This window comes from Pseudogulbenkiania ferrooxidans 2002 (genome assembly GCF_000174355.1).
GTDB classification, from domain to species: domain Bacteria; phylum Pseudomonadota; class Gammaproteobacteria; order Burkholderiales; family Chromobacteriaceae; genus Pseudogulbenkiania; species Pseudogulbenkiania ferrooxidans.
The window spans coordinates 117,515-135,864 of record NZ_ACIS01000008.1; the positions used below are offsets into that span (position 1 = coordinate 117,515).

The following is an 18,350-nucleotide window of genomic DNA, read 5'->3' on the forward strand; positions in this document are numbered from 1 at the left end:
GGCAGCCCGTTTTGCGTGGCGCTTCGGCCCGGATTCAGAAGAACAGCAGCGTCACCAGCAGGAACACCGGGATCAGGATGGCCAGCGACCAGCCGATGTAACCGAAGAACGACGGCATCGCCACGCCGCGCTCCTCGGCGATGGCCTTGACCATGAAGTTGGGGGCGTTGCCGATATAGCTGTTGGCGCCCATGAACACCGCGCCGGCCGAGATCGCGGTCAGTGTCGGTGCCAGCGAGGTCATCAGCTGACCGGGCTCACCGCCGGCCAGATTGAAGAACACCAGATAGGTCGGTGCGTTGTCGAGGAAGCTCGACAGCGCGCCGGTCAGCCAGAAGTAGGCCGGGTTGAGCGGCGTGCCGCTACCGTCGTTGACCATGGCCACCAGATTGCCGAAGGCCCCGGCCGAGCCGGCCTTGAGCATCGCCAGTACCGGGATCATGGTGACGAAGATGCCGGCGAACAGCTTGGCCACCTCCAGCATCGGCCCCCAGTTGAAGGCGTTGGCGGCGCGGCAGCGACCCGGCGTCAGCGCCAGCGACAGCGCTGCGATCCCCAGCAGCAGCACGTCGCGCACCACGCTCTGCAGCTCGATCTCCAGGCCGCCGATGGTCCAGTTGATACCCGGCTTCCAGGTGCCGGACAACAACACCGCGCCGACGATCGCGCCCAGCAGCAACAGGTTGATGCTGCCTTCCAGGCGCAGCTTCGAATCCGGGGTCGGGTCCGCCAGCGGTGGCAGGTTTTCTTCCTTGTGGTAGTAGTGGCGGTCGAGCAGGTAGAACAGCACCAGCAGGGCCACGCTGGCGAAGGCCATCAGCGGCAGCAGGTGCCGCAGGGTCCAGCCGAAGCTGACGCCCTTGAGGAAGCCCAGGAACAGCGGCGGGTCGCCCAGCGGCGTGAGCGAGCCGCCGATGTTGGCGACCAGGAAGATGAAAAACACCACGACGTGGGTTTTGTGGCGGCGGTTGTCGTTGGCGCGCAAGAGCGGGCGGATCAGCAGCATCGAGGCACCGGTGGTGCCGGTGAAGCTGGCCAGCACGGTGCCAATCCCGAGGAACGTGGTATTGACCAGCGGCGAGCCGTGCAGGTTGCCGCGCAGGTAGATGCCGCCCGCCACGGTGAACAGCGCCACCAGCAGGATGATGAACGGCAGGTATTCCAGCAGCAGCGTGTGCAAGAGTTCATGGCCGGTGGCGCCGCTACCGTGCTGCAGCGCGAACGGCACGATGAACAGCAGCGCCCAGCCGGCGGCGATCTTGCCGAAATGGTGATGCCACAGGCCCGGGGCTAGCAGCGGCAGGATGGCGATCGACAGCAGCAGGCCGGCGAACGGCACGGCCCAGAGCGTGGTGAGCTCGGCGCCGTTGACGCCGGCGTGGGCCACGAGCGGCAGCGTCCCCAGCAGCCAGGCCAGCGCCCCTCTGCGGAAGAGGAGTGAGAGCATGGAGAGTGTCCCCTGTATGGTTATGGCGTTGTTCTGGAAAAAGAGCGCCAGTGTAACAGGGCAAACGGGGGGGATGAAAAGTTGGGGATTTTCCGGAGTGGATGGCGGGAACCCGTCTCGCCAGAGGCGAGTGCGGCATGATTCGGGCGCCGGTTTGGCGGTGCTCGCCGCCGTGACGGGGAGAGAGGGGATAGGTCCGAAGCCGGAAAAGCAAAAAGCACCAGCGCGTGCTGGTGCTTCTTGTGGAATTCTGGCGTCCCCACGGGGAATCGAACCCCGGTTACCGCCGTGAAAGGGCGATGTCCTAACCGCTAGACGATGGAGACAGCTGGCGCACCCGGAGCGATTCGAACGCCCGACCCTCTGGTTCGTAGCCAGATACTCTATCCAACTGAGCTACGGGTGCGTTGTTGGCGTCTCCACGGGGAATCGAACCCCGGTTACCGCCGTGAAAGGGCGATGTCCTAACCGCTAGACGATGGAGACGCTGCTGGCGCACCCGGAGCGATTCGAACGCCCGACCCTCTGGTTCGTAGCCAGATACTCTATCCAACTGAGCTACGGGTGCGCTGTTTCTCTTCAGACGCTGGCGTCTTTCGAGAGAGGCGGATTCTATAGAGGCTGTTTCCGACTGTCAAGCGTCGTTGGGCATTTTGTGTGCGAGCCAGTACAATGAACGCAGCCCCATGCCGCGCCGATTCCCCTATGACCTCCTGTTTCGCGCAAGTCGATTGCAACAATTTCTACGCTGCCTGCGAGCGGGTGTCAACCCGGCGCTGGCTGGAAGAGGAGTGAGAGCATGGAGAGTGTCCCCTGTATGGTTATGGCGTTGTTCTGGAAAAAGAGCGCCAGTGTAACAGGGCAAACGGGGGGGATGAAAAGTTGGGGATTTTCCGGAGTGGATGGCGGGAACCCGTCTCGCCAGAGGCGAGTGCGGCATGATTCGGGCGCCGGTTTGGCGGTGCTCGCCGCCGTGACGGGGAGAGAGGGGATAGGTCCGAAGCCGGAAAAGCAAAAAGCACCAGCGATCGCTGCTTGTGTACGCTTCACTAGTAGGTGCGTTCGTGGCGTCTCCACGGGGAATCGAACCCCGGTTACCGCCGTGAAAGGGCGATGTCCTAACCGCTAGACGATGGAGACGCTGCTGGCGCACCCGGAGCGATTCGAACGCCCGACCCTCTGGTTCGTAGCCAGATACTCTATCCAACTGAGCTACGGGTGCGCTGTTTCTCTTCAGACGCTGGCGTCTTTCGAGAGAGGCGGATTCTATAGAGGCTGTTTCCGACTGTCAAGCGTCGTTGGGCATTTTGTGTGCGAGCCAGTACAATGAACGCAGCCCCATGCCGCGCCGATTCCCCTATGACCTCCTGTTTCGCGCAAGTCGATTGCAACAATTTCTACGCTGCCTGCGAGCGGGTGTTCAACCCGGCGCTGGCTGGCCGGCCCGTGGTCGTGTTGTCCAACAACGACGGTTGCGTGGTGTCGCGTTCGGCCGAGGCCAAGCGGCTTGGCGTGCCGATGGGGGCACCGTACTTCACGCTCAAGGGGCAGCTGGAGCGGCAGGGGGTGGCGGTGTTTTCCTCCAACTACGCCTTGTACGGCGACCTCTCCAACCGCGCGATGCGGCTCCTGGCCGGTTACGCGCGGGCGCAGGAGGTCTATTCGATTGACGAGTGCTTCCTCGACCTGAGCGGCGAAGCCGAGCCGCTGAGGCTGGCTCGGCGCCTGCGCGACGCGCTGTTGCAGGGGCTCGGGCTACCGGCCTGCGTCGGCCTTGGCCCGTCCAAGACCCTGGCCAAGCTCGCCAACCACCTGGCCAAGCAGGAGGCGGCCCTGGAAGGGGTGCTCGACCTGGGCTCGCTCGACGCAACGGCGCTGTTGCAGCGGCTGGAGCCGGTGGCGGTGGAGGAGGTGTGGGGCATCGGCCGTCGTCTCGGTGAGCGGCTGCGCCTGGCGGGGATCGGCAGTGCGCGGCAGTTGGCCGAAACCGAGCGCGACTGGCTGCAGCGGCGCTTCGGGCTGGTGACAGCGCGCATCGCCGACGAACTGCGCGGCGTCTCCTGCCTGGCGCTGGAGTCGCTGCTGGAGCCGCGCCGTTCGGTGATGTCGACGCGCTCGTTCGGGCGCAAGGTGACGGCGCTGGCCGAGTTGCAGGAGGCGGCGGCGATGCATGCCAGCCGGGTCGCCGAGCGTCTGCGCCGCCAGGGTTCGCTGGCGCATTTCCTGCGCGTGGGGATACGCTCCGGCGTACCGGGCTGGGGGCGGGGGGGCGATGCCAGCGAAACCGTGGCGCTGTTGCCGCCGTCCAACGATAGCCGGGTGTTGGCACGCGCGGCGCAGCAGGCCGTGGCACGCTTGTGGCAGCGCGGCGTGCGTTATCACAAGGCCGGGGTGATGGCGTTCGAGCTGGTCGACGCGGGGCAGGTGCAGGCCGATCTCTTTGCCGGCGATCCGCTCGACGCCAAGAGCGCACGCCTGATGCAGGCCATGGACGCCATCAACCAGCGCATGGGGCGCGGCACCGTGCGCTTGTTGGCCGAAGGCACGAAGCAGCCCTGGCGCATGAAGCAAGACCATCTTTCTCCCTGTTACACCACCCGCTGGGACGATATCCCGGTGGTGAAAGCGAATTGAGCATGCTGTTTGAGCAACCCTGCGCCATCGTCGACCTTGAGACGACCGGCGGCCACATCACCCGCGACCGCATCACCGAGATCGGCATCCTGCTGATCGATGGCGAGCGCATCGAGCGTTACGAGACGCTGGTCAATCCGGGCCAGCCGATCCCGCCCTTCATCGAGAACATGACCGGCATTTCCGACGCCATGGTGGCCGAGGCGCCGCCGTTCGCCGCGCTGGTCGAGACGTTGCTGGAAAAGCTGCAGGGCCGCCTGCTGCTGGCGCACAACGCGCGCTTCGACTACGGTTTCCTGAAGAACGAGTTCAAGCGCGCCGGGCACGTCTTCCAGAGCGAGGTGCTGTGCACCGTCAAGCTGTCGCGCCGGCTCTACCCGCAGCATTTCAAGCACAGTCTCGACAGCCTGATCGCGCGCCATGGCATCGTGCTGGCGGATCGCCACCGGGCCATGGCCGACGCCTTGGCGGTGTACCACTTCATCGAGGCGGCGACGGCCGAGCTGGGGCCGGAGGCGGTGCTGGAGGCGGCAACGGCGCTGCTGGCACCGACCGCCTTGCCGCCGGGGCTGGACCCGGAGCTGCTCGACAGCCTGCCGGACGTGCCCGGCGTGTACTTGTTGCTGGGCGACGACGGGCTGCCCCTGTACGTCGGGCGCGGCGCCAACCTGCGCCGCCAGGTGCTGGCGCATTTCTACGCCGACAAAGCGCACGGCAAGACACTGCACATCGCCGAGCCGATCCGCCGTGTGGAGTGGCGAGAGACGCTGGGCGAGTTCGGCGCCATGCTACTGGAGCTGCAATGGATCCGCGCCCATCGCCCGCGCCACAACCGGCGCGGCGGGCCCGGCGACGAATTGTGCTCGATCCAGCTGGGCGAGGGCGCGGACGGCTTCGTGCGGCCGCGCATCGTGCTGGCGCACGAACTCGACTTTAGCCGCACCGCCGATCTGTACGGCCTGTTCCGCCACCCACGCGAGGCGCGCAAGATGTTGCAGGACATGGCGCGCGCCCAGGGTCTGTGCCAGGCCGTGCTGGGGGTGGAGCAGATGACCAGCCGCAAGGGGGCGCCGTGCGGCGGCTTCCAGGCCGGATTGTGCCGCGGCGCCTGCATCGGTCGCGAGCCGGCGATGCAGCACAACACGCGGCTGATGTCGGCGCTGTCGCGGGTGCGGGTGAAGAACTGGCCGTTTCCCGGCGCGGTGGCCGTGGTGGAGTGGGACGAGGTGACCGGCGAGCGCGTCGAGCACGTGTTCGACCGCTGGTGCTACCTGGGGACGCGCCATGCCGCCAGCGAGACGCTGGAGGGGCAGCCGAGCTTCGATCTCGACAGCTACAAGCTGTTCAGTGCTTATCTCAAGAAGCCGACGCCGTCGAGCGAGCTGCGCTTGCTCGACGAGGGCGAGATGGTGTTTTCCGGGGTGATCGGCTGATCCCGGCCTGCCGTGATTGGGGCCGGGCCTCGCGGCGGAGGGGCTGCTGGCCGAGCCTCTTCGGCCAACCTTGACGGCTCAGTCGTGCATCGCGAGGAAGCCGCGCAGGCGGTTCTCGATGATGCGCGGGTTCTCGCCGTGACCGATGGCGACCAAGCCTTCGACGATCAGCTCGCGCATCGCTATCTCGGCCGCCACCAGGTTCTTCAGCTTGTTGGCGATCGGCAGGAACAGCAGGTTGGCCGAACCGACGCCGTAGATGGTGGCAACGAAGGCCACGGCGATGCCGGAGCCCAGCTTGGAGGGGTCGGAGAGGTTCTCCATGACGTGGATCAGCCCCAGCACCGCGCCCAGGATGCCCATGGTCGGGGCGTAGCCGCCGGCCGATTCCCAGATGCGCGTGGACTGACGACGCGCATGCTCGAACATCGAAATCTCCACCTCCATCACCGAGCGCAGCGTCTCCGGCTCGGTGCCGTCCACCAGCATCTGCAGCGCCTTGCGGTGGAACGGGTCCTGCTGCTGGGCGACGTAGCCCTCCAGTGACAGCAGGCCGCCCTTGCGCGCGCTCTGGCTCCAGTGGATGACGTCACGGATGGTCTTCTCGTGGTCGAACTGGGGCGGCTGGAATACCCAGCGTGCCATGCGCAGCCCGGTCATGAACTGCTTCGGGGTGCTTTGCAGCATGACGGCGCTGGCAGTGCCGCCGATGACGATCATGAACGCGGTCAACTGGAACAGCGAGCCGATATGTCCGCCTTCCAGCGCCTGGCCGACGATGATGGCGGCCAGCCCCCCGATGATGGCGATGATACTGATCTTGTCCAAAACGGTGTTCCGTTGTTGTGGTTGTTATGCTGGCGCCGGGTGGGGCTTACAGCCATTCCCTGAGTTTGCTCCGCACGCGGGCGATGGCCTGGCTGTGCAACTGGCTGACGCGTGACTCGGAGACCCCGAGCACCGCGCCGATTTCCTTCAAGTTGAGCTCCTGCTCGTAATACAGCGCCATCACCAGCTGGTCGCGTTCGGGCAGTGCCTTGATGGCGTCCACCAGGGCGCCGCGGAAATCGCCGTCGGCGAGGCTGGCGAACGGGTCGACGGCGTTGTCGTCCGCCACGTTGGCCACGGCCGCTTCGGCGCCGACGCCGTCCTCATCGTCAAAGTCGCTGAAATGCTGCAGCGAAACGCCCTTGCACTCGCCCAGCATGGTCTGGTATTCGGCCAGCGGCAGACCCAGGAAGTCGGCGATTTCCGACTCCTGCGGCGGGCGTCCTTCGCGCTGCTCCAACTGGTGGATGGCGTCCTCGATCTGTTTGGAGTGGCGTCGTGCCTGGCGCGGCAGCCAGTCCTCGCGCCGCAGCTCGTCCAGCATCGCGCCACGGATGCGCTGGCTGGCGAAGGTCTCGAATTGCACTCCCTGAGTTGGGTCGAACTGGCGTGCCGCCTCGATCAGGCCGATGATGCCGACCTGGGCCAGGTCGTCCAGTTCGACCGAGGCCGGCAGCTTGGCAATCAGCAGTTTGGCGATCTTCTTGACCAGCGGGGCGTGAAGCTCGACGTCGATGTCGCCGTGGAGCGCGCGGCTGCTATACGCCCTGCATTTCAACGACGGCAGGGTCATCGTGTCCTTCCTCCCTCGGCCCAATCACGCGAGGCCGCGATCAGTACGTCCATGAAGCCGGCCTCCGGGCGCGTGGCTTCGGGTGAATGCCATTGCGGCAGCATGGCGGCCAGCTGGGAAAAGGCGATGGCCGATTCGCTGTCGGGAAAGGCCTCCATCAGCGGCCGATGCAGGCTGCGGCTGCGCTTCACCGCGCTATCCTGCGGCACGAAGCCGACCCAGCGCAGCGCCACGTTGAGAAATTCGCCGGTCACGCTCGACAACCGCTGGAACAGCTCGCGCGCCTCTTCCAGGTGTCGCACGCGGTTGACCAGCACGTTGAAACGCTGGCGGCCGTACTGCGTTGCCAGGCGCTTGATGATGGCGTAGGCCATGGTCAGCGCTTCCGGCGCCGGCGTCAGCACCAGCACCAGGTTGTCGGCCACGCTGGCCGGCACCGGGTCGTGCGCCGGGTTGGGCACGTCCACCAGCAGCATGTGGCTGTCGCGTTCCAGCGAGCCGAACTCGCTGCCCAGCCGCAGCCACAGCTGGGCGGAAAAGCGTGCGCGGTCTTCCGGACGCGCGTACAGATTGAGCAGGCTCACGCCATGGCGCGACTGCGTCATCATGGTGTCGAGCCCGCCGGGGCCCACGATCTGTGTCTCCAGCGTGGCCGTGGTCGGCACGCCGAGCTGGCGCGCCAGCTGCTGCCCCGCCTGGCAGTCGATCAACAGCGGCCGGCAGCCGGCCCAGGCGAGCCCGGTGCCGAGCCCGGCCACCAGCGTGCTGACCCCGCTGCCTTCGGCGCCGACGAAGGCGAAGCTGGGCGCACGCACCGGCTGGGCGGCAAGACGGCGCAAACTGGCGGCCTGATCCTGCATGTCACAACCAGCCGGCCTGGGCCGCGTTCATGATCGGCAGCTCGTCGCCTTGCAGCGCGAACGGCGAGTTCAGGTGCGGGGAGCGCATGGCACGGTCGATCAGGAAGGCGGCGTTGGCCAGGTGCAGGTCTTCCGGCACGCGCTGGCCGTTGGTGATGTAGAACATCTTCAGGCGGTTGCGGATGATCACGTCCAGGCTCGGTCCCATCGCCACGCTCTCGTCGATCTTGGAGAGGATGCAACCGGCCAGGCCGTGGCCGCGGTAATGCCGCACCACGTCTTCCAGGGTATGGCCGTCGGCGTTGGCCGCCATCAGCAGGATGCGCTGGATCTCGCGTCCGGTGCCGTCGAACATCTGGGTCTGGGCGGCGACGCGGGCGTCGCGCTGGCCCATGCCGACGGTGTCGATGAACACGATGTGGCGCGAGGCCAGGTCGGCCAGCGTCAGCTGCAGCTCGGATTCGTTCTGGATCGAGTACACCGGCACGCCGAGGATCTTGCCGTAGATGCGTAACTGGTCCTGGGCGCCGATCCTGTAGCTGTCGGTGGTGATCAGCGCCACGTGCTGCGCGCCGAATTTCATCGTGGCACGCGCCGCCAGCTTGGCCACCGTGGTGGTCTTGCCGACCCCGGTGGGGCCGACCAGGGCGTAGATGCCGCCGCGTTCCATCACGTCGCGGTCGGCGTCGGCGCACTTGAGATTGTGCATCAGCGCCGAGCGCGCCCATTTCAGTGTCACTTCGCCTTGATACTGCGCCGGCATCTTGTCGATCAGCTGGCGGATCAGGGTGGCGCTCAGGCCCACCGAGAGCAGGTGCTTGAACAGCTCGATGCGGTTGGGCGCGCGCTCTTCCATGTCCGACCAGGCGAAGCTTGCCAGCTGGCTTTGCAGCAGGCTGCGCAGCAGCTTGATCTCTTCGCCGATGTGCTTGAGTTCCTGCGATACCTCTTCGGGTTCCTCGGCTGGAGCGGGAGCCGGCTTCGTCTGGGGAGGTGTCGCCGCGGCGGCTGCCGGCAGCGGCGGCATCGGTGCGGGGGCGGGCGTCGGGGCGGCCGAGGCGGGCGGCGGTGAGGGGGGCAGCGTCTCGCGCCGTGGCGGGAAGGCGGCGCTGGCCGCAAGCTGGCTGGGTGTCGGCGCGGCGGCCGGGGCCGGGGCGTCCAGCGGCTCTACCGGCAGTGCATAAGTGCGTGCTAGCGCGCGGTTGACCGCACCGCCGGCCGGGGCGACCGGCGCGGGTACGTGGCGCGGCGGATGTTTGCTGGTCGAGGTGGACAGGGTGGTCGCCAGGTTGGCAACGTCGGCATCGGCCACGGCCATGATTTCCACCCCCCCGCCCATGGTGGGGCGGTTGGACAGAATGAGCGCGTCGGCGCCCAGCTCCTCACGGACCTGTCTGAGCGCATCGCGCGTGGTTTTGCCGAAGAACTTTTTGACCACCATCTATAGTTAGCCTTTGCTGCCCCCGATGACCGCGATTATACGAATGGATTTATTGTCCGGTATTTCATTATGCGAGATCACACGCAACTGTGGGAGGGCTCGGCGTAAAAAACGCGCCAGCAGGGGGCGTAGCCCCGGCGGCGTAAGCAGGACCGGATTGTAGCCCTGATTCTCCATCTGCTCCGACTGCTGCGCGGCGCTGGCCAGCAGGTTCTCCGCCAGACCCGGCTCCAGCCCGCCGCCGGCCTTGGACTGGACCGCCTGCAGCAGCACGCTTTCCAGCGCCGGATCGAGCGTCATCAGCGGCAGTTCCGCCTCGCCGGGGAAGAGCTGCTGGATGATTACGCGCGATAGCGCCGTGCGTACCGCGGCGGTCAGCTCGTCGATATCCTGCGTCACGCCGACGTGGTCGGCCAGAGTCTCGAGAATGGTGCGGAAGTCGCGGATGTGGATGCCGTCGGTCAGCAGATGCTGCAGTACCTTCTGCAGCGTGGCCACCGACACCACCTTCGGCACCAGGTCCTCGATCAGCTTCGGCGACTCCTTGGCCTGGTGGCTGATCAGCGCCTGCACTTCCTCGCGCCCCAGCAGTTCGGCGGCGTGGGTGTTGAGCAGGTTGGAAAGGTGGGTCGCCACCACGGTGCTGGCGTCGACCACGGTATAGCCCAGCGTCTGCGCCTCGTCGCGCTTGCCACCGTCGATCCATACCGCCGGCAGGCCGAAGGCCGGGTCGGTGGTGGCGAGACCCTTCAGCTCGCCGCTGACGCGTCCAGGGTTGATGGCGAGGAACTGGCCGATATAGGCCTCGCCGCTGCCGATCTCCACCCCCTTCATCAGGATGCGGTAGGCGTTCGGCTTGATCTCCAGGTTGTCGCGGATGTGCACCGCCGGCACCAGGAAGCCCAGCTCCTGGGCGATCTTCTTGCGGATGCCGCGGATGCGGCGCAACAGCTCGCCATCCTGGCTGCGGTCGACCAGCGGGATCAGCCGGTAGCCGACTTCCAGCCCGAGCTGGTCGACGTGCTGTACGTCGTTCCAGCTGACTTCGGCCATCTGCTGTTCGCCCGGCGGCGGCGGTGCTGCCTTGGCCAGCGCTGCCAGCTGTTCGCTTTCGCGCTGGCGCTTTTCCATCAGCCAGCCCAGTCCGCCCAACACACTGGCGATCAGCAGGAAGGCGAAGTGCGGCATGTTGGGAATCATGCCGATGAGGCCGATCACCGCGGCGGTGATGTACAGCACCGAGGGTTTGGTGAACAGCTGGCCGAGGAACTGCTCGGACATGTCCTTTTCGGTGCCGACGCGCGACACCACGATACCGGCGGCGGTGGAGATGATCAGGCCGGGAATCTGTGCCACCAGGCCGTCACCGATGGTCAGCAGGGTGTAGCTCTCGGCCGCCTGTCCCACCGCCAGGTCGTGCTGTACCACGCCGACGATCAGGCCGCCGACGATGTTGATCAGGATGATCATGATGCCGGCCATGGCGTCGCCGCGCACGAACTTCGAGGCACCGTCCATGGCGCCGAAGAAGTTGGCCTCCTCGGCGATGGTGGAACGGCGCTTGCGCGCGTCTTCCTCGCCGATCAGGCCGGCGTTGAGGTCGGCGTCGATCGCCATCTGCTTGCCGGGCATGGCGTCGAGCGTGAAGCGCGCGCTCACTTCGGCGATACGGCCGGCACCCTTGGTGATGACCACGAAGTTGATGATGGTGAGGATCACAAACACCACTACGCCGATCGCGACGTTGCCGCCGACCAGGAAATGCGAGAACGATTCGATCACCTTGCCGGCGGCGTCGGGCCCGGTATGGCCCTGCAGCAGGATCACCCGGCTGGAGGCGACGTTGAGCGACAGCCGCAGCAGCGTGGTGACCAGCAGCACCGATGGGAAGGCAGAAAAATCCAGCGGCTGGCGCACGTTGATGCCGACCAGCAACACGATCACCGACACCGCGATATTGAAGGTGAAGAAGATGTCGAGAATGATCGGCGGCAACGGCAACACCATCATCGTCAGAATGAGGATGATGAGGACCGGGCCCGCCAGGCGGGTCAGGTTGAAGCGTTTCAGTTGCTCGAGAATAGTATCCATGCCCGCTTAAGGGTTAGCCGTCGGCGCCGCATCTTGCTGGCGTTTGCTTTCCGGGTCAAGATCGGCAGGGACCTCGACGTGCTCGGGGTAGACCGGGGCCAGTCCGCCGTTGTATTCGTATAGCTTGAGCTGGTAGACGTAGGCGAGAATCTGCGCCGCCGCGCCGTACAGACGGGAGGGCACCTCTTCGCCCAGCTCGGAGTGGAAATACAGCGCGCGGGCGAAGCTCGGCACGCGCATCACGGTGACACGGTGCTCGCGGCCGGTGTCGATGATCTTTTCGGCCAACTTGAGCCGGCCCTTGGCGATCACCTGCGGCGCGCGCATGCCCTCGGTGTACTTGAGGGCGACGGCGTAGTGGGTCGGGTTGGTCACGATCACGTTGGCCGAAGGAATCTCCTGCATCATGCGCCGCTGCGCGGCTTGGCGCTGCAACTGGCGGATACGCCCCTTCACCTCCGGCGAGCCTTCCTGTTCCTTGTATTCCTGCTTGACCTCTTCCTTGGTCATGCGCAGCTGCTTGTGGTAGTTCCAGATCTGGAAGGGGACATCCACCACGACCAGCAGCAACATGGCGCCGACCACCAGCAGAAAGGTATGGAAGGTCAGCTGCATCATTTTGCCCAGCGCCGTCTCCAGCGGCATGGCGATCAGCCCGATCAGCTCTGCGCGCTCGTTCCAGATCACCCAGGTGGCGACGCCGCCGATCACCACGCTCTTCAGGATGGCCTTGAGCGCCTCGGTCAGCGCGCTGAGCGAGAACATGCGCTGGATGCCGTGGGCCGGATTGAGCTTGGAGAGCTTCGGCTCGATGCCCTTGAAGGTCAGGTTCCAGCCGCCGACCAAGAGCGGGGCGGCCACCGCCACCAGCGCCAGCCCGCCGAAAAGGGGCATGAGCTGCAGCAGGGTATCGGTGAGGGATTCCTTGAAACGCAGCAGCACCGGATCGGTGTGCTGCACCATGTCGTGGTCGAAGGTGAACAGGCGGCGCATCAGCTGCAGCATGAAGTTGCCCAGGCGCTCGCCCATCGCCATCAGCAGGGCCACGCCGGTCATGGTCACGGCAAACGTCGACAGCTCGCGCGAGCGCGGGATGTTGCCTTCCTCGCGCGCCTGTTGCAGGCGCCGTCCGGTCGCGGCTTCTGTTCGTTCGAGGTCGGAATCTTCTGCCATGGTGGCGTTATCGCTGCGTCGTCATTTGGGGTAAGGGCGGCAGCCGCTAGCCTACCATGATTTGGGCATTTCCCTGGCATCGCACAGGGGGCGCAGAAGCCAGAATCCGGGCGCAATTTCCTGTTTTTTTATGTTTTTTCCATGTGGCAGATTCTGATAAAATCGCCCGTTTTCCCGCCTGTTCATTATTTCCGGCACTGACGACATGAAACAGTACCTCGACCTGATGCGTCACGTGCGCGAGCACGGCCACTATAAATCTGACCGTACCGGCACCGGCACCCTGTCCGTGTTCGGCTACCAGATGCGCTTCGATCTGGCCGACGGGTTTCCGCTCCTGACCACCAAGAAGTTGCACCTGAAGTCCATCGTGCACGAGCTGCTGTGGTTCCTCTCCGGGGACACCAACATCCGTTATCTCAAGGAGAACGGCGTGTCGATCTGGGACGAATGGGCGGACGAGAACGGCAATCTGGGCCCGGTGTACGGCTACCAGTGGCGCAGCTGGCCGGCGCCGGATGGCCGTCACGTCGACCAGATCGCCAACGTGGTCGAGATGATCAAGAAGAACCCGGACTCGCGCCGGCTCATCGTGTCGGCCTGGAACCCCGCTCTGGTGGACGAGATGGCGCTGCCGCCCTGCCACGCGCTGTTCCAGTTCTACGTGGCTGACGGCCGGCTCTCTTGCCAGCTCTACCAGCGCTCGGCTGACATCTTCCTTGGCGTGCCGTTCAACATTGCCTCGTATGCGCTGTTGACGATGATGGTGGCGCAGGTGTGCGGCCTGAAGCCGGGCGAGTTCGTGCACACGCTGGGCGACGCCCACCTCTACAGCAACCACCTGGAGCAGGCCGACGAGCAACTGGCGCGCGAACCGCGCCCGCTGCCGGTGATGAAGATCAACCCGGCCGTGACTGATCTGTTCGCCTTCCGCTTCGAAGACTTCGAACTGGAAGGCTATGACCCGATGCCCCACATCAAGGCCAAGGTGGCGGTATGACGACACCCTGCATCACCCTGGTGGCGGCGATGGCGGCCAACCGCGTCATCGGCATCGACAACCGGCTGCCGTGGCATCTGCCCGAGGACCTGAAGCATTTCAAGGCGGTGACGCTGGGCAAGCCGGTGATCATGGGCCGCAAGACCTATGATTCGATCGGCCGCCCGTTGCCGGGCCGGCGCAATATCGTGGTGACGCGCCAGCACGACTGGAGTGCTGCCGGTGTGGAGGTCGCGCACAGCCTGGAGGCGGCCCTGGCACTGGTAGCGGAGGCGGAATCCGCCTGCATCATCGGCGGCGCCGACCTGTATCGTCAGGCCTTGCCCTTGGCACACCGCCTGGAGCTCACTGAAATTGCCGGGAACTATCAGGGCGACGCGCATTTCCCCGACTTCGGCAGCGGTGGCTGGCAGGAAGTGCAGCGCGAGTCGCATCGCAGCGAGCAGGGGCTCGACTATGCCTTCGTGAGCTACCTGCGCGGCTGATCGCCCTGACGAACCGATAGCGCTGCCCGGCACCACTGCCCGGCAGCGCTGTTTACTGCACTCCCTCCAGTGCCTCTGCCGAGGCGGCGGCGAGCCGGCCGTAATCGGCACCGAACTGCCGGATCATCGTCTGGAGCCGGAGCGTGTCACGCGCGATGATGGCCTTCAGCAGTTCTTCCAGAAAGGCGTAGGTGCGCTCCACCTGCGGCGAGCCTGCGCGCAGGATGGCGTACAGGCAGCGCTGCGTCAGCGGCAAGAGGTCACGCAGCGTGCTTTCGATGTAATGGTTGTCGGCAAAGCCGTACAAAGCCTGCAGGAAGGCTACCCCTTGCTGGTAGAAGCCCTGGATGTCGTTGTGCTGGCGGCTGGCTTCGAGTTGCCCCAGCAGTTCGAAGAAGCGGGCAAGATCGTCGTTCTGCCACTGCCATGCCATATTGCCCACCACCGTCTCCAGCAGCAAAAACCACAGGCCGAAAAAGTCGTGCACGTCCCGGGCGCTGATACTCGCCACCACAGCGCCGCGCCGCGGGTAGATGTTGACCAGGTGGCGGCGTTGCAGGATCAGCAACGCTTCGCGTACCGAGCCGCGGCTGACGTCGAGTTCGCTGGCGATGCGAAGCTCCTGGATACGCTCCCCCGGCCGCATCAGTCCGAGGATGATCTGGTTGCCCAAGTGCTGGGCAATCTGCTCGGTAAGGGAGTCGTTAGCCTTGAACCTCATGCATGTTCTCCTGAAAAGAGCGGAGTTTTCTGTCTTATTGTCGTCGGGGAGTCTGGCAGGGTTGTGCCCCCGCCTTGGCCGTCCGCCGGATTTTCGAGGACGTCAGTGTAGCGTGAGCGGGAGTGGAAGTGAGGGGCGCGTGGCGCGAGCGCGGCACCTGCCGTGTGCGGGCAGAGGGGGAGTGCCCCGTTCACTGTCCGGTGAGTTGGCGGAAGGTGCGACGCGCGAACACCAGATCCTGCCAGCTCTTGGCCTTGTCGGGCAGATTGCGCAGCAGGTAGGCCGGATGGAAGCTGACGATCATCGGCACATCCTGGTAGCGATGCACCCGGCCGCGCAGGCGCGCGATGCTGTCGTTGCTGTCGAGCAGGGTCTGCGCGGCGAAGCGTCCCAGCGCCAGGATCAGGGTCGGGCGGATGTGCGCAATCTGCTGACGCAGGTAATCCTGGCAGGCTACGATCTCATCGGCCGAAGGGTTGCGGTTGCCGGGAGGGCGGCACTTGAGCACGTTGGCGATGTAGACATCGTGGTTGCTGTCGAGACCGATGGCGGCCAGCATGTTGTCGAGCAGTTGGCCGGCGCGGCCGACGAATGGCTTGCCCTGTTTGTCCTCTTGTTCACCCGGCGCTTCCCCGATGATCAGCCAGCGCGCCTGTGGATTGCCGCGGCCGAACACCGTCTGGGTGCGCGTCTCGCACAAGCGGCAGTGACTGCAGCGGGCGACGGTCTGCTCCAGTTCGTCCCAGCTCAGCACGGGCTTGGCCGGCGCGGGGAGGGTGGGGGCCGCCTGTTCGGCGAGTACCGCCGGAACCGGGGCGGCAGGGGCGGGTGCCGAGGTGGCCGCCTGGACGGCAGTGGGCACCGGGACGGCTGCGGCGACAGGAACGGGGGCGGTTTCTGCCGTTGCCGCTTCTACCGGGGCGTCGGCCAAGGGCGCGGCCGGCGGCGGCTCACGCCGTGCCGGGTGGTCGTCAAAGCGTGCGTCGCGCGCGCGCCACAGCGGGCCGAGGCCGATGACCTCACCGATCAGATGGCGGCGGCTCATAGCCCAAGCTCCATCAACACGGCATGCTCGCGCCCGGATGAGGTGGGGTAGTAGTGCTTGCGCAGGCCTGTCTCGACGAAGCCGCTCTTGGCATAGAGTGCACGGGCGGGTTGGTTGCTTTCCCTGACTTCCAGGAAGAGCCGCGAGCACCCTTGCTGGCGCAGTTGCTGCAGCAGCTCGCCCAGCAAGGCCTGTCCCAGTCCCTGCCCCTGTCGGTCGGGGGCGATCACGATGGTCAGCAGCTCCGCCTCGTCCAGCACCGTCATGCTGACCGCGTGTCCGTACACTTCGCCATCGATCTCCAGCAGCAGGAAGGCGTGGCCGGCCGCCAGGGAGTCGTGGAACTGCCGCTCGCTCCAGCCATGGGGAGTGGCCGCCGCTTCCAGTGAGGCCAGTTTTTCCAGGTCGGGCGCAGAGGCCGGGCGGAAGGCGATCATCGCTGGCGTGCCTGCTGCTCGCGCGAGGTCAGCGCCACCTTGTTGCGCACGTAGAGCAGATCGGCTTCGCGCGCCGGGAGGCGGGGGTAGCGCCCGCTTTGCGCCAGCCGCAGGTAACTGGCGGCGTGGGGGCGGATGTCGCTGTGAATGGCGTCAAGCTGTGAGCCCCAAGTGCCACTCGCCAGCATGGGGTAGGCGGCAAAGCCGTCGCCGGCACCCACCCAGCCTTCTCCATCCAGCTGCAGTTCGCTGCCGGCCTGCTCCGGGTCGAGCAGCAGGATAGGGGAAAGGCGGCGAGGCGCGGCTAGGTCGTAACTCGCCAGGTAGACTTGCTGCATGCGGGCGTCGTTACAGGCGACAACCCGCGTCGCGCCGGCCTGTTCCGCCACGCTGTCGAGGGTGGGGATGGGGATGACGGGTAGGCCGGCGGCAAACGCCAAGCCCTGGGCCAGACCGCAGCCGATGCGCAGCCCGGTGAACGAGCCCGGACCCTGCCCGTACACGACGCCGTCGAGTTGCTGAAGCGTCAGCCCGGCATCGCACAGCAGGCTCTGTACATGTGGTAGCGCCTGTTCGGCGTGTTTCTGGCCGACGCGCTCATGAAACACGACGGTGTTGTCATCGTTTAAGACGGCAAGCGACAGGAAGTCCGTCGAGGTATCGATGGCAAGCAGTTTCATGGCGTTTCCGGAGGGCTGACGGGGAAAAGCCGTGAATTATAAGCCCAGTTCCTCCACCCAGGCGAGCGCCTCGACGTGAGCCTGATTGAACGGTTCGGGCGACAGACCCAGTTCCCGACACAGTTGCGGGACGTCACGCATCTCCTTGTCTTCGCAGGCCTTGGCCAATTGGAGGAAGGGGGTGAGCCGGTCCGGTTGCTCCAGCAGCACCTGCTTGAACTGGTCGGAGAGGTGGAGGTGTTCCAGCACGGAGGTCATCGGCATGTCGAACAGCACGTCGAGCAAGCTGAACATACCGATCACGAACAGCGATTCGCAAGCATCGTTAGGCAGGTTGAGCGCACCGCCCAGGAGTTCCATGAAGCGTGCCCGGGTAATGGCGGTCTTTTGCAGGGCGGGTGGAGTCTTGCCATCTTCGTTGGCGGTGACCAAGAGCAGGGTCAGCCAGCGATAGAGCCGTTTGTAGCCCAGCACGGTGACCGCGTGGCTGAACGAACTGATGGTGGTGTTGAGTCCCGCCGCGGCCGAGTTCACGAAGCGCAGCAGCTTGTAGGACAGCGCGATGTCACGCTTGAATACCGCCTCGACTTCTTTGATCTCGGCATCCATGCGCAGCAGGTTGAGCAGCTCCAGCGTGTGCGTGAAAGAGGGATGGATGACCTTGGCGGACAGGGTCTCCGGCTTGGCGAAGTAATAGCCCTGAAAACCATCCATACCCAGTTCGCGGCAGAGGTGGAAGTGCTCGTGCGTTTCCACTTTTTCGGCGATGCGGATTACCGGGTAGCTGCGCACTTGGGCGGCCAGCATCTGGAAGTCGCTGGTACCGTGCTTCTGAACGTCCAGTTTGACGTATTTGGCATATTCCAGCAGTTGGGCTGAAGGCGCGTTGAACGAGAAGCCATCCATGGCGATGCCGAAACCCTGGGCATGCAGATACTTGATGCGGGCAATCAGCTCGTTGGAGGGGGTGATCTCGGGCATCAGGTCGAGAATGACCCGACGTGCCGGCAGCAACTCGAGAAACTCGCTGGCCAGCATGGCTTCGCCGACGTTGATGAAGGCCAGCTTGTTGCCGATCAGCCAGCTGGTTCCCATATTGTGCAGGGTGTTGACCAGAACCTGGGTGTCGGCTTGAAGCGCGGCCAGCGGGCCGGCGCCTTCCGCCTCGAGGGAGGGGCGAAACAGCAGCTCATAGCCGATGAGCTGCTGATTTCGGTTCAATACAGGCTGGCGTCCGATGAAGGCACTGCTTGTTGTCATTCTGTACCGTTCAGTGTGGGGT

16 protein-coding genes and 6 tRNA genes are annotated in these 18,350 nt (G+C 65.3%); 4 read left to right on the plus strand and 18 right to left on the minus strand.

Annotated elements, in window-relative coordinates; translation table 11 throughout:
• Nucleotides 1-34: 34 nt before the first annotated feature.
• The 7 genes from FURADRAFT_RS14690 to FURADRAFT_RS14720 form a co-directional block, all read right to left on the minus strand.
• Nucleotides 35-1,447 carry a sodium:proton antiporter gene (locus FURADRAFT_RS14690; RefSeq protein ID WP_008954957.1) on the minus strand — a complete coding sequence of 471 codons (1,413 nt, stop codon included), beginning with the start codon at nt 1,445-1,447 and terminating at the stop codon, nt 35-37.
• Between the two features lie 251 nt (nt 1,448-1,698).
• Nucleotides 1,699-1,773 (minus strand) — tRNA-Glu (locus FURADRAFT_RS14695).
• A 3-nt stretch (nt 1,774-1,776) separates the two neighbouring features.
• A tRNA-Arg gene (locus tag FURADRAFT_RS14700) sits at nt 1,777-1,853 on the minus strand.
• A gap of 5 nt (nt 1,854-1,858) precedes the next feature.
• Nucleotides 1,859-1,933, minus strand: a tRNA-Glu gene (locus tag FURADRAFT_RS14705).
• A gap of 5 nt (nt 1,934-1,938) precedes the next feature.
• Nucleotides 1,939-2,015: transfer RNA gene (locus FURADRAFT_RS14710), tRNA-Arg, on the minus strand.
• A 497-nt stretch (nt 2,016-2,512) separates the two neighbouring features.
• Nucleotides 2,513-2,587 (minus strand) — tRNA-Glu (locus FURADRAFT_RS14715).
• Nucleotides 2,588-2,592: 5 nt separating this feature from the next.
• Nucleotides 2,593-2,669 (minus strand) — tRNA-Arg (locus FURADRAFT_RS14720).
• Nucleotides 2,670-2,806: 137 nt separating this feature from the next.
• Between FURADRAFT_RS14720 and FURADRAFT_RS14725 the strand changes: the two genes are divergently transcribed.
• On the plus strand, nt 2,807-4,081 hold the full coding sequence (locus tag FURADRAFT_RS14725) for a Y-family DNA polymerase (protein WP_040653004.1): 1,275 nt from the start codon (nt 2,807-2,809) through the stop codon (nt 4,079-4,081).
• A gap of 2 nt (nt 4,082-4,083) precedes the next feature.
• Nucleotides 4,084-5,514, plus strand: coding sequence for an exonuclease domain-containing protein (locus tag FURADRAFT_RS14730; RefSeq protein ID WP_008954959.1), 1,431 nt, complete (start codon nt 4,084-4,086; stop codon nt 5,512-5,514).
• 78 nt (nt 5,515-5,592) lie between these two features.
• On the opposite strand, the gene FURADRAFT_RS14735 is transcribed toward FURADRAFT_RS14730, so the two are convergent.
• The 6 genes from FURADRAFT_RS14735 to flhB are packed head-to-tail and all read right to left on the minus strand — an operon-like array spanning nt 5,593 to nt 12,700.
• The gene (locus FURADRAFT_RS14735; RefSeq protein WP_008954960.1) at nt 5,593-6,342 is read right to left on the minus strand and encodes a flagellar motor protein; all 750 of its coding nucleotides are present in this window, start codon (nt 6,340-6,342) and stop codon (nt 5,593-5,595) included.
• A 46-nt stretch (nt 6,343-6,388) separates the two neighbouring features.
• Nucleotides 6,389-7,135: an RNA polymerase sigma factor FliA gene (locus tag FURADRAFT_RS14740; RefSeq protein ID WP_008954961.1), complete on the minus strand. Its 747-nt coding sequence runs from the start codon at nt 7,133-7,135 to the stop codon at nt 6,389-6,391.
• Nucleotides 7,132-7,995 (minus strand): MinD/ParA family ATP-binding protein, encoded by an 864-nt coding sequence (locus FURADRAFT_RS14745; protein WP_008954962.1) that lies wholly within the window; start codon nt 7,993-7,995, stop codon nt 7,132-7,134. Before FURADRAFT_RS14745 ends, FURADRAFT_RS14740 begins: the two co-directional genes overlap by 4 nt.
• 1 nt (nt 7,996) lies before the next feature.
• Nucleotides 7,997-9,436: a flagellar biosynthesis protein FlhF gene (gene flhF, locus FURADRAFT_RS14750; RefSeq protein WP_008954963.1), complete on the minus strand. Its 1,440-nt coding sequence runs from the start codon at nt 9,434-9,436 to the stop codon at nt 7,997-7,999.
• A gap of 6 nt (nt 9,437-9,442) precedes the next feature.
• Nucleotides 9,443-11,527 carry a flagellar biosynthesis protein FlhA gene (gene flhA, locus FURADRAFT_RS14755; protein ID WP_008954964.1) on the minus strand — a complete coding sequence of 695 codons (2,085 nt, stop codon included), beginning with the start codon at nt 11,525-11,527 and terminating at the stop codon, nt 9,443-9,445.
• 6 nt (nt 11,528-11,533) lie between these two features.
• Nucleotides 11,534-12,700, minus strand: a complete 1,167-nt coding sequence (gene flhB / locus FURADRAFT_RS14760; protein WP_008954965.1) for a flagellar biosynthesis protein FlhB — start codon at nt 12,698-12,700, stop codon at nt 11,534-11,536.
• A 205-nt stretch (nt 12,701-12,905) separates the two neighbouring features.
• On the opposite strand from flhB, the gene FURADRAFT_RS14765 reads away from it, so the two are divergent.
• Nucleotides 12,906-13,700: a thymidylate synthase gene (locus tag FURADRAFT_RS14765; RefSeq protein WP_008954966.1), complete on the plus strand. Its 795-nt coding sequence runs from the start codon at nt 12,906-12,908 to the stop codon at nt 13,698-13,700.
• Entirely contained in the window at nt 13,697-14,185 is a 489-nt protein-coding gene (locus FURADRAFT_RS14770) for a dihydrofolate reductase (protein WP_008954967.1), read from the plus strand. The genes FURADRAFT_RS14765 and FURADRAFT_RS14770 overlap by 4 nt, the downstream gene beginning before the upstream one ends.
• Nucleotides 14,186-14,237: 52 nt before the next feature.
• Here FURADRAFT_RS14770 and FURADRAFT_RS14775 read toward each other — a convergent pair whose 3' ends face one another.
• From FURADRAFT_RS14775 to FURADRAFT_RS14795, 5 genes are all read right to left on the minus strand, one after another.
• Entirely contained in the window at nt 14,238-14,906 is a 669-nt protein-coding gene (locus FURADRAFT_RS14775; protein WP_008954968.1) for a GntR family transcriptional regulator, read from the minus strand.
• A 190-nt stretch (nt 14,907-15,096) separates the two neighbouring features.
• Nucleotides 15,097-15,951, minus strand: a complete 855-nt coding sequence (locus FURADRAFT_RS14780) for a uracil-DNA glycosylase (protein ID WP_008954969.1) — start codon at nt 15,949-15,951, stop codon at nt 15,097-15,099.
• Complete coding sequence (gene rimI / locus FURADRAFT_RS14785) at nt 15,948-16,388, minus strand: ribosomal protein S18-alanine N-acetyltransferase (protein WP_008954970.1); 441 nt, start codon at nt 16,386-16,388, stop codon at nt 15,948-15,950. Before rimI ends, FURADRAFT_RS14780 begins: the two co-directional genes overlap by 4 nt.
• Nucleotides 16,385-17,068, minus strand: a complete 684-nt coding sequence (gene tsaB / locus FURADRAFT_RS14790) for a tRNA (adenosine(37)-N6)-threonylcarbamoyltransferase complex dimerization subunit type 1 TsaB (protein WP_008954971.1) — start codon at nt 17,066-17,068, stop codon at nt 16,385-16,387. The genes rimI and tsaB overlap by 4 nt, the downstream gene beginning before the upstream one ends.
• Nucleotides 17,069-17,104: 36 nt before the next feature.
• Complete coding sequence (locus tag FURADRAFT_RS14795) at nt 17,105-18,328, minus strand: EAL and HDOD domain-containing protein (RefSeq protein ID WP_008954972.1); 1,224 nt, start codon at nt 18,326-18,328, stop codon at nt 17,105-17,107.
• Between the last annotated feature and the right edge of the window lie 22 nt (nt 18,329-18,350).

Excerpts from the sequence above, each read along its gene's own strand:
- FURADRAFT_RS14690 (WP_008954957.1), bottom strand. The coding sequence starts at position 1,447 with ATGCTCTCACTCCTCTTCCGCAGAGGGGCGCTGGCCTGGCTGCTGGGG.
- tsaB (WP_008954971.1), bottom strand. The coding sequence starts at position 17,068 with ATGAAACTGCTTGCCATCGATACCTCGACGGACTTCCTGTCGCTTGCC.
- FURADRAFT_RS14725 (WP_040653004.1), top strand. The coding sequence starts at position 2,807 with ATGACCTCCTGTTTCGCGCAAGTCGATTGCAACAATTTCTACGCTGCC.
- FURADRAFT_RS14765 (WP_008954966.1), top strand. The coding sequence starts at position 12,906 with ATGAAACAGTACCTCGACCTGATGCGTCACGTGCGCGAGCACGGCCAC.
- FURADRAFT_RS14795 (WP_008954972.1), bottom strand. The coding sequence starts at position 18,328 with ATGACAACAAGCAGTGCCTTCATCGGACGCCAGCCTGTATTGAACCGA.
- FURADRAFT_RS14780 (WP_008954969.1), bottom strand. The coding sequence starts at position 15,951 with ATGAGCCGCCGCCATCTGATCGGTGAGGTCATCGGCCTCGGCCCGCTG.
- FURADRAFT_RS14775 (WP_008954968.1), bottom strand. The coding sequence starts at position 14,906 with ATGAGGTTCAAGGCTAACGACTCCCTTACCGAGCAGATTGCCCAGCAC.
- flhF (WP_008954963.1), bottom strand. The coding sequence starts at position 9,436 with ATGGTGGTCAAAAAGTTCTTCGGCAAAACCACGCGCGATGCGCTCAGA.
- FURADRAFT_RS14740 (WP_008954961.1), bottom strand. The coding sequence starts at position 7,135 with ATGACCCTGCCGTCGTTGAAATGCAGGGCGTATAGCAGCCGCGCGCTC.
- rimI (WP_008954970.1), bottom strand. The coding sequence starts at position 16,388 with ATGATCGCCTTCCGCCCGGCCTCTGCGCCCGACCTGGAAAAACTGGCC.
- flhA (WP_008954964.1), bottom strand. The coding sequence starts at position 11,527 with ATGGATACTATTCTCGAGCAACTGAAACGCTTCAACCTGACCCGCCTG.
- FURADRAFT_RS14730 (WP_008954959.1), top strand. The coding sequence starts at position 4,084 with ATGCTGTTTGAGCAACCCTGCGCCATCGTCGACCTTGAGACGACCGGC.
- FURADRAFT_RS14770 (WP_008954967.1), top strand. The coding sequence starts at position 13,697 with ATGACGACACCCTGCATCACCCTGGTGGCGGCGATGGCGGCCAACCGC.
- FURADRAFT_RS14745 (WP_008954962.1), bottom strand. The coding sequence starts at position 7,995 with ATGCAGGATCAGGCCGCCAGTTTGCGCCGTCTTGCCGCCCAGCCGGTG.
- flhB (WP_008954965.1), bottom strand. The coding sequence starts at position 12,700 with ATGGCAGAAGATTCCGACCTCGAACGAACAGAAGCCGCGACCGGACGG.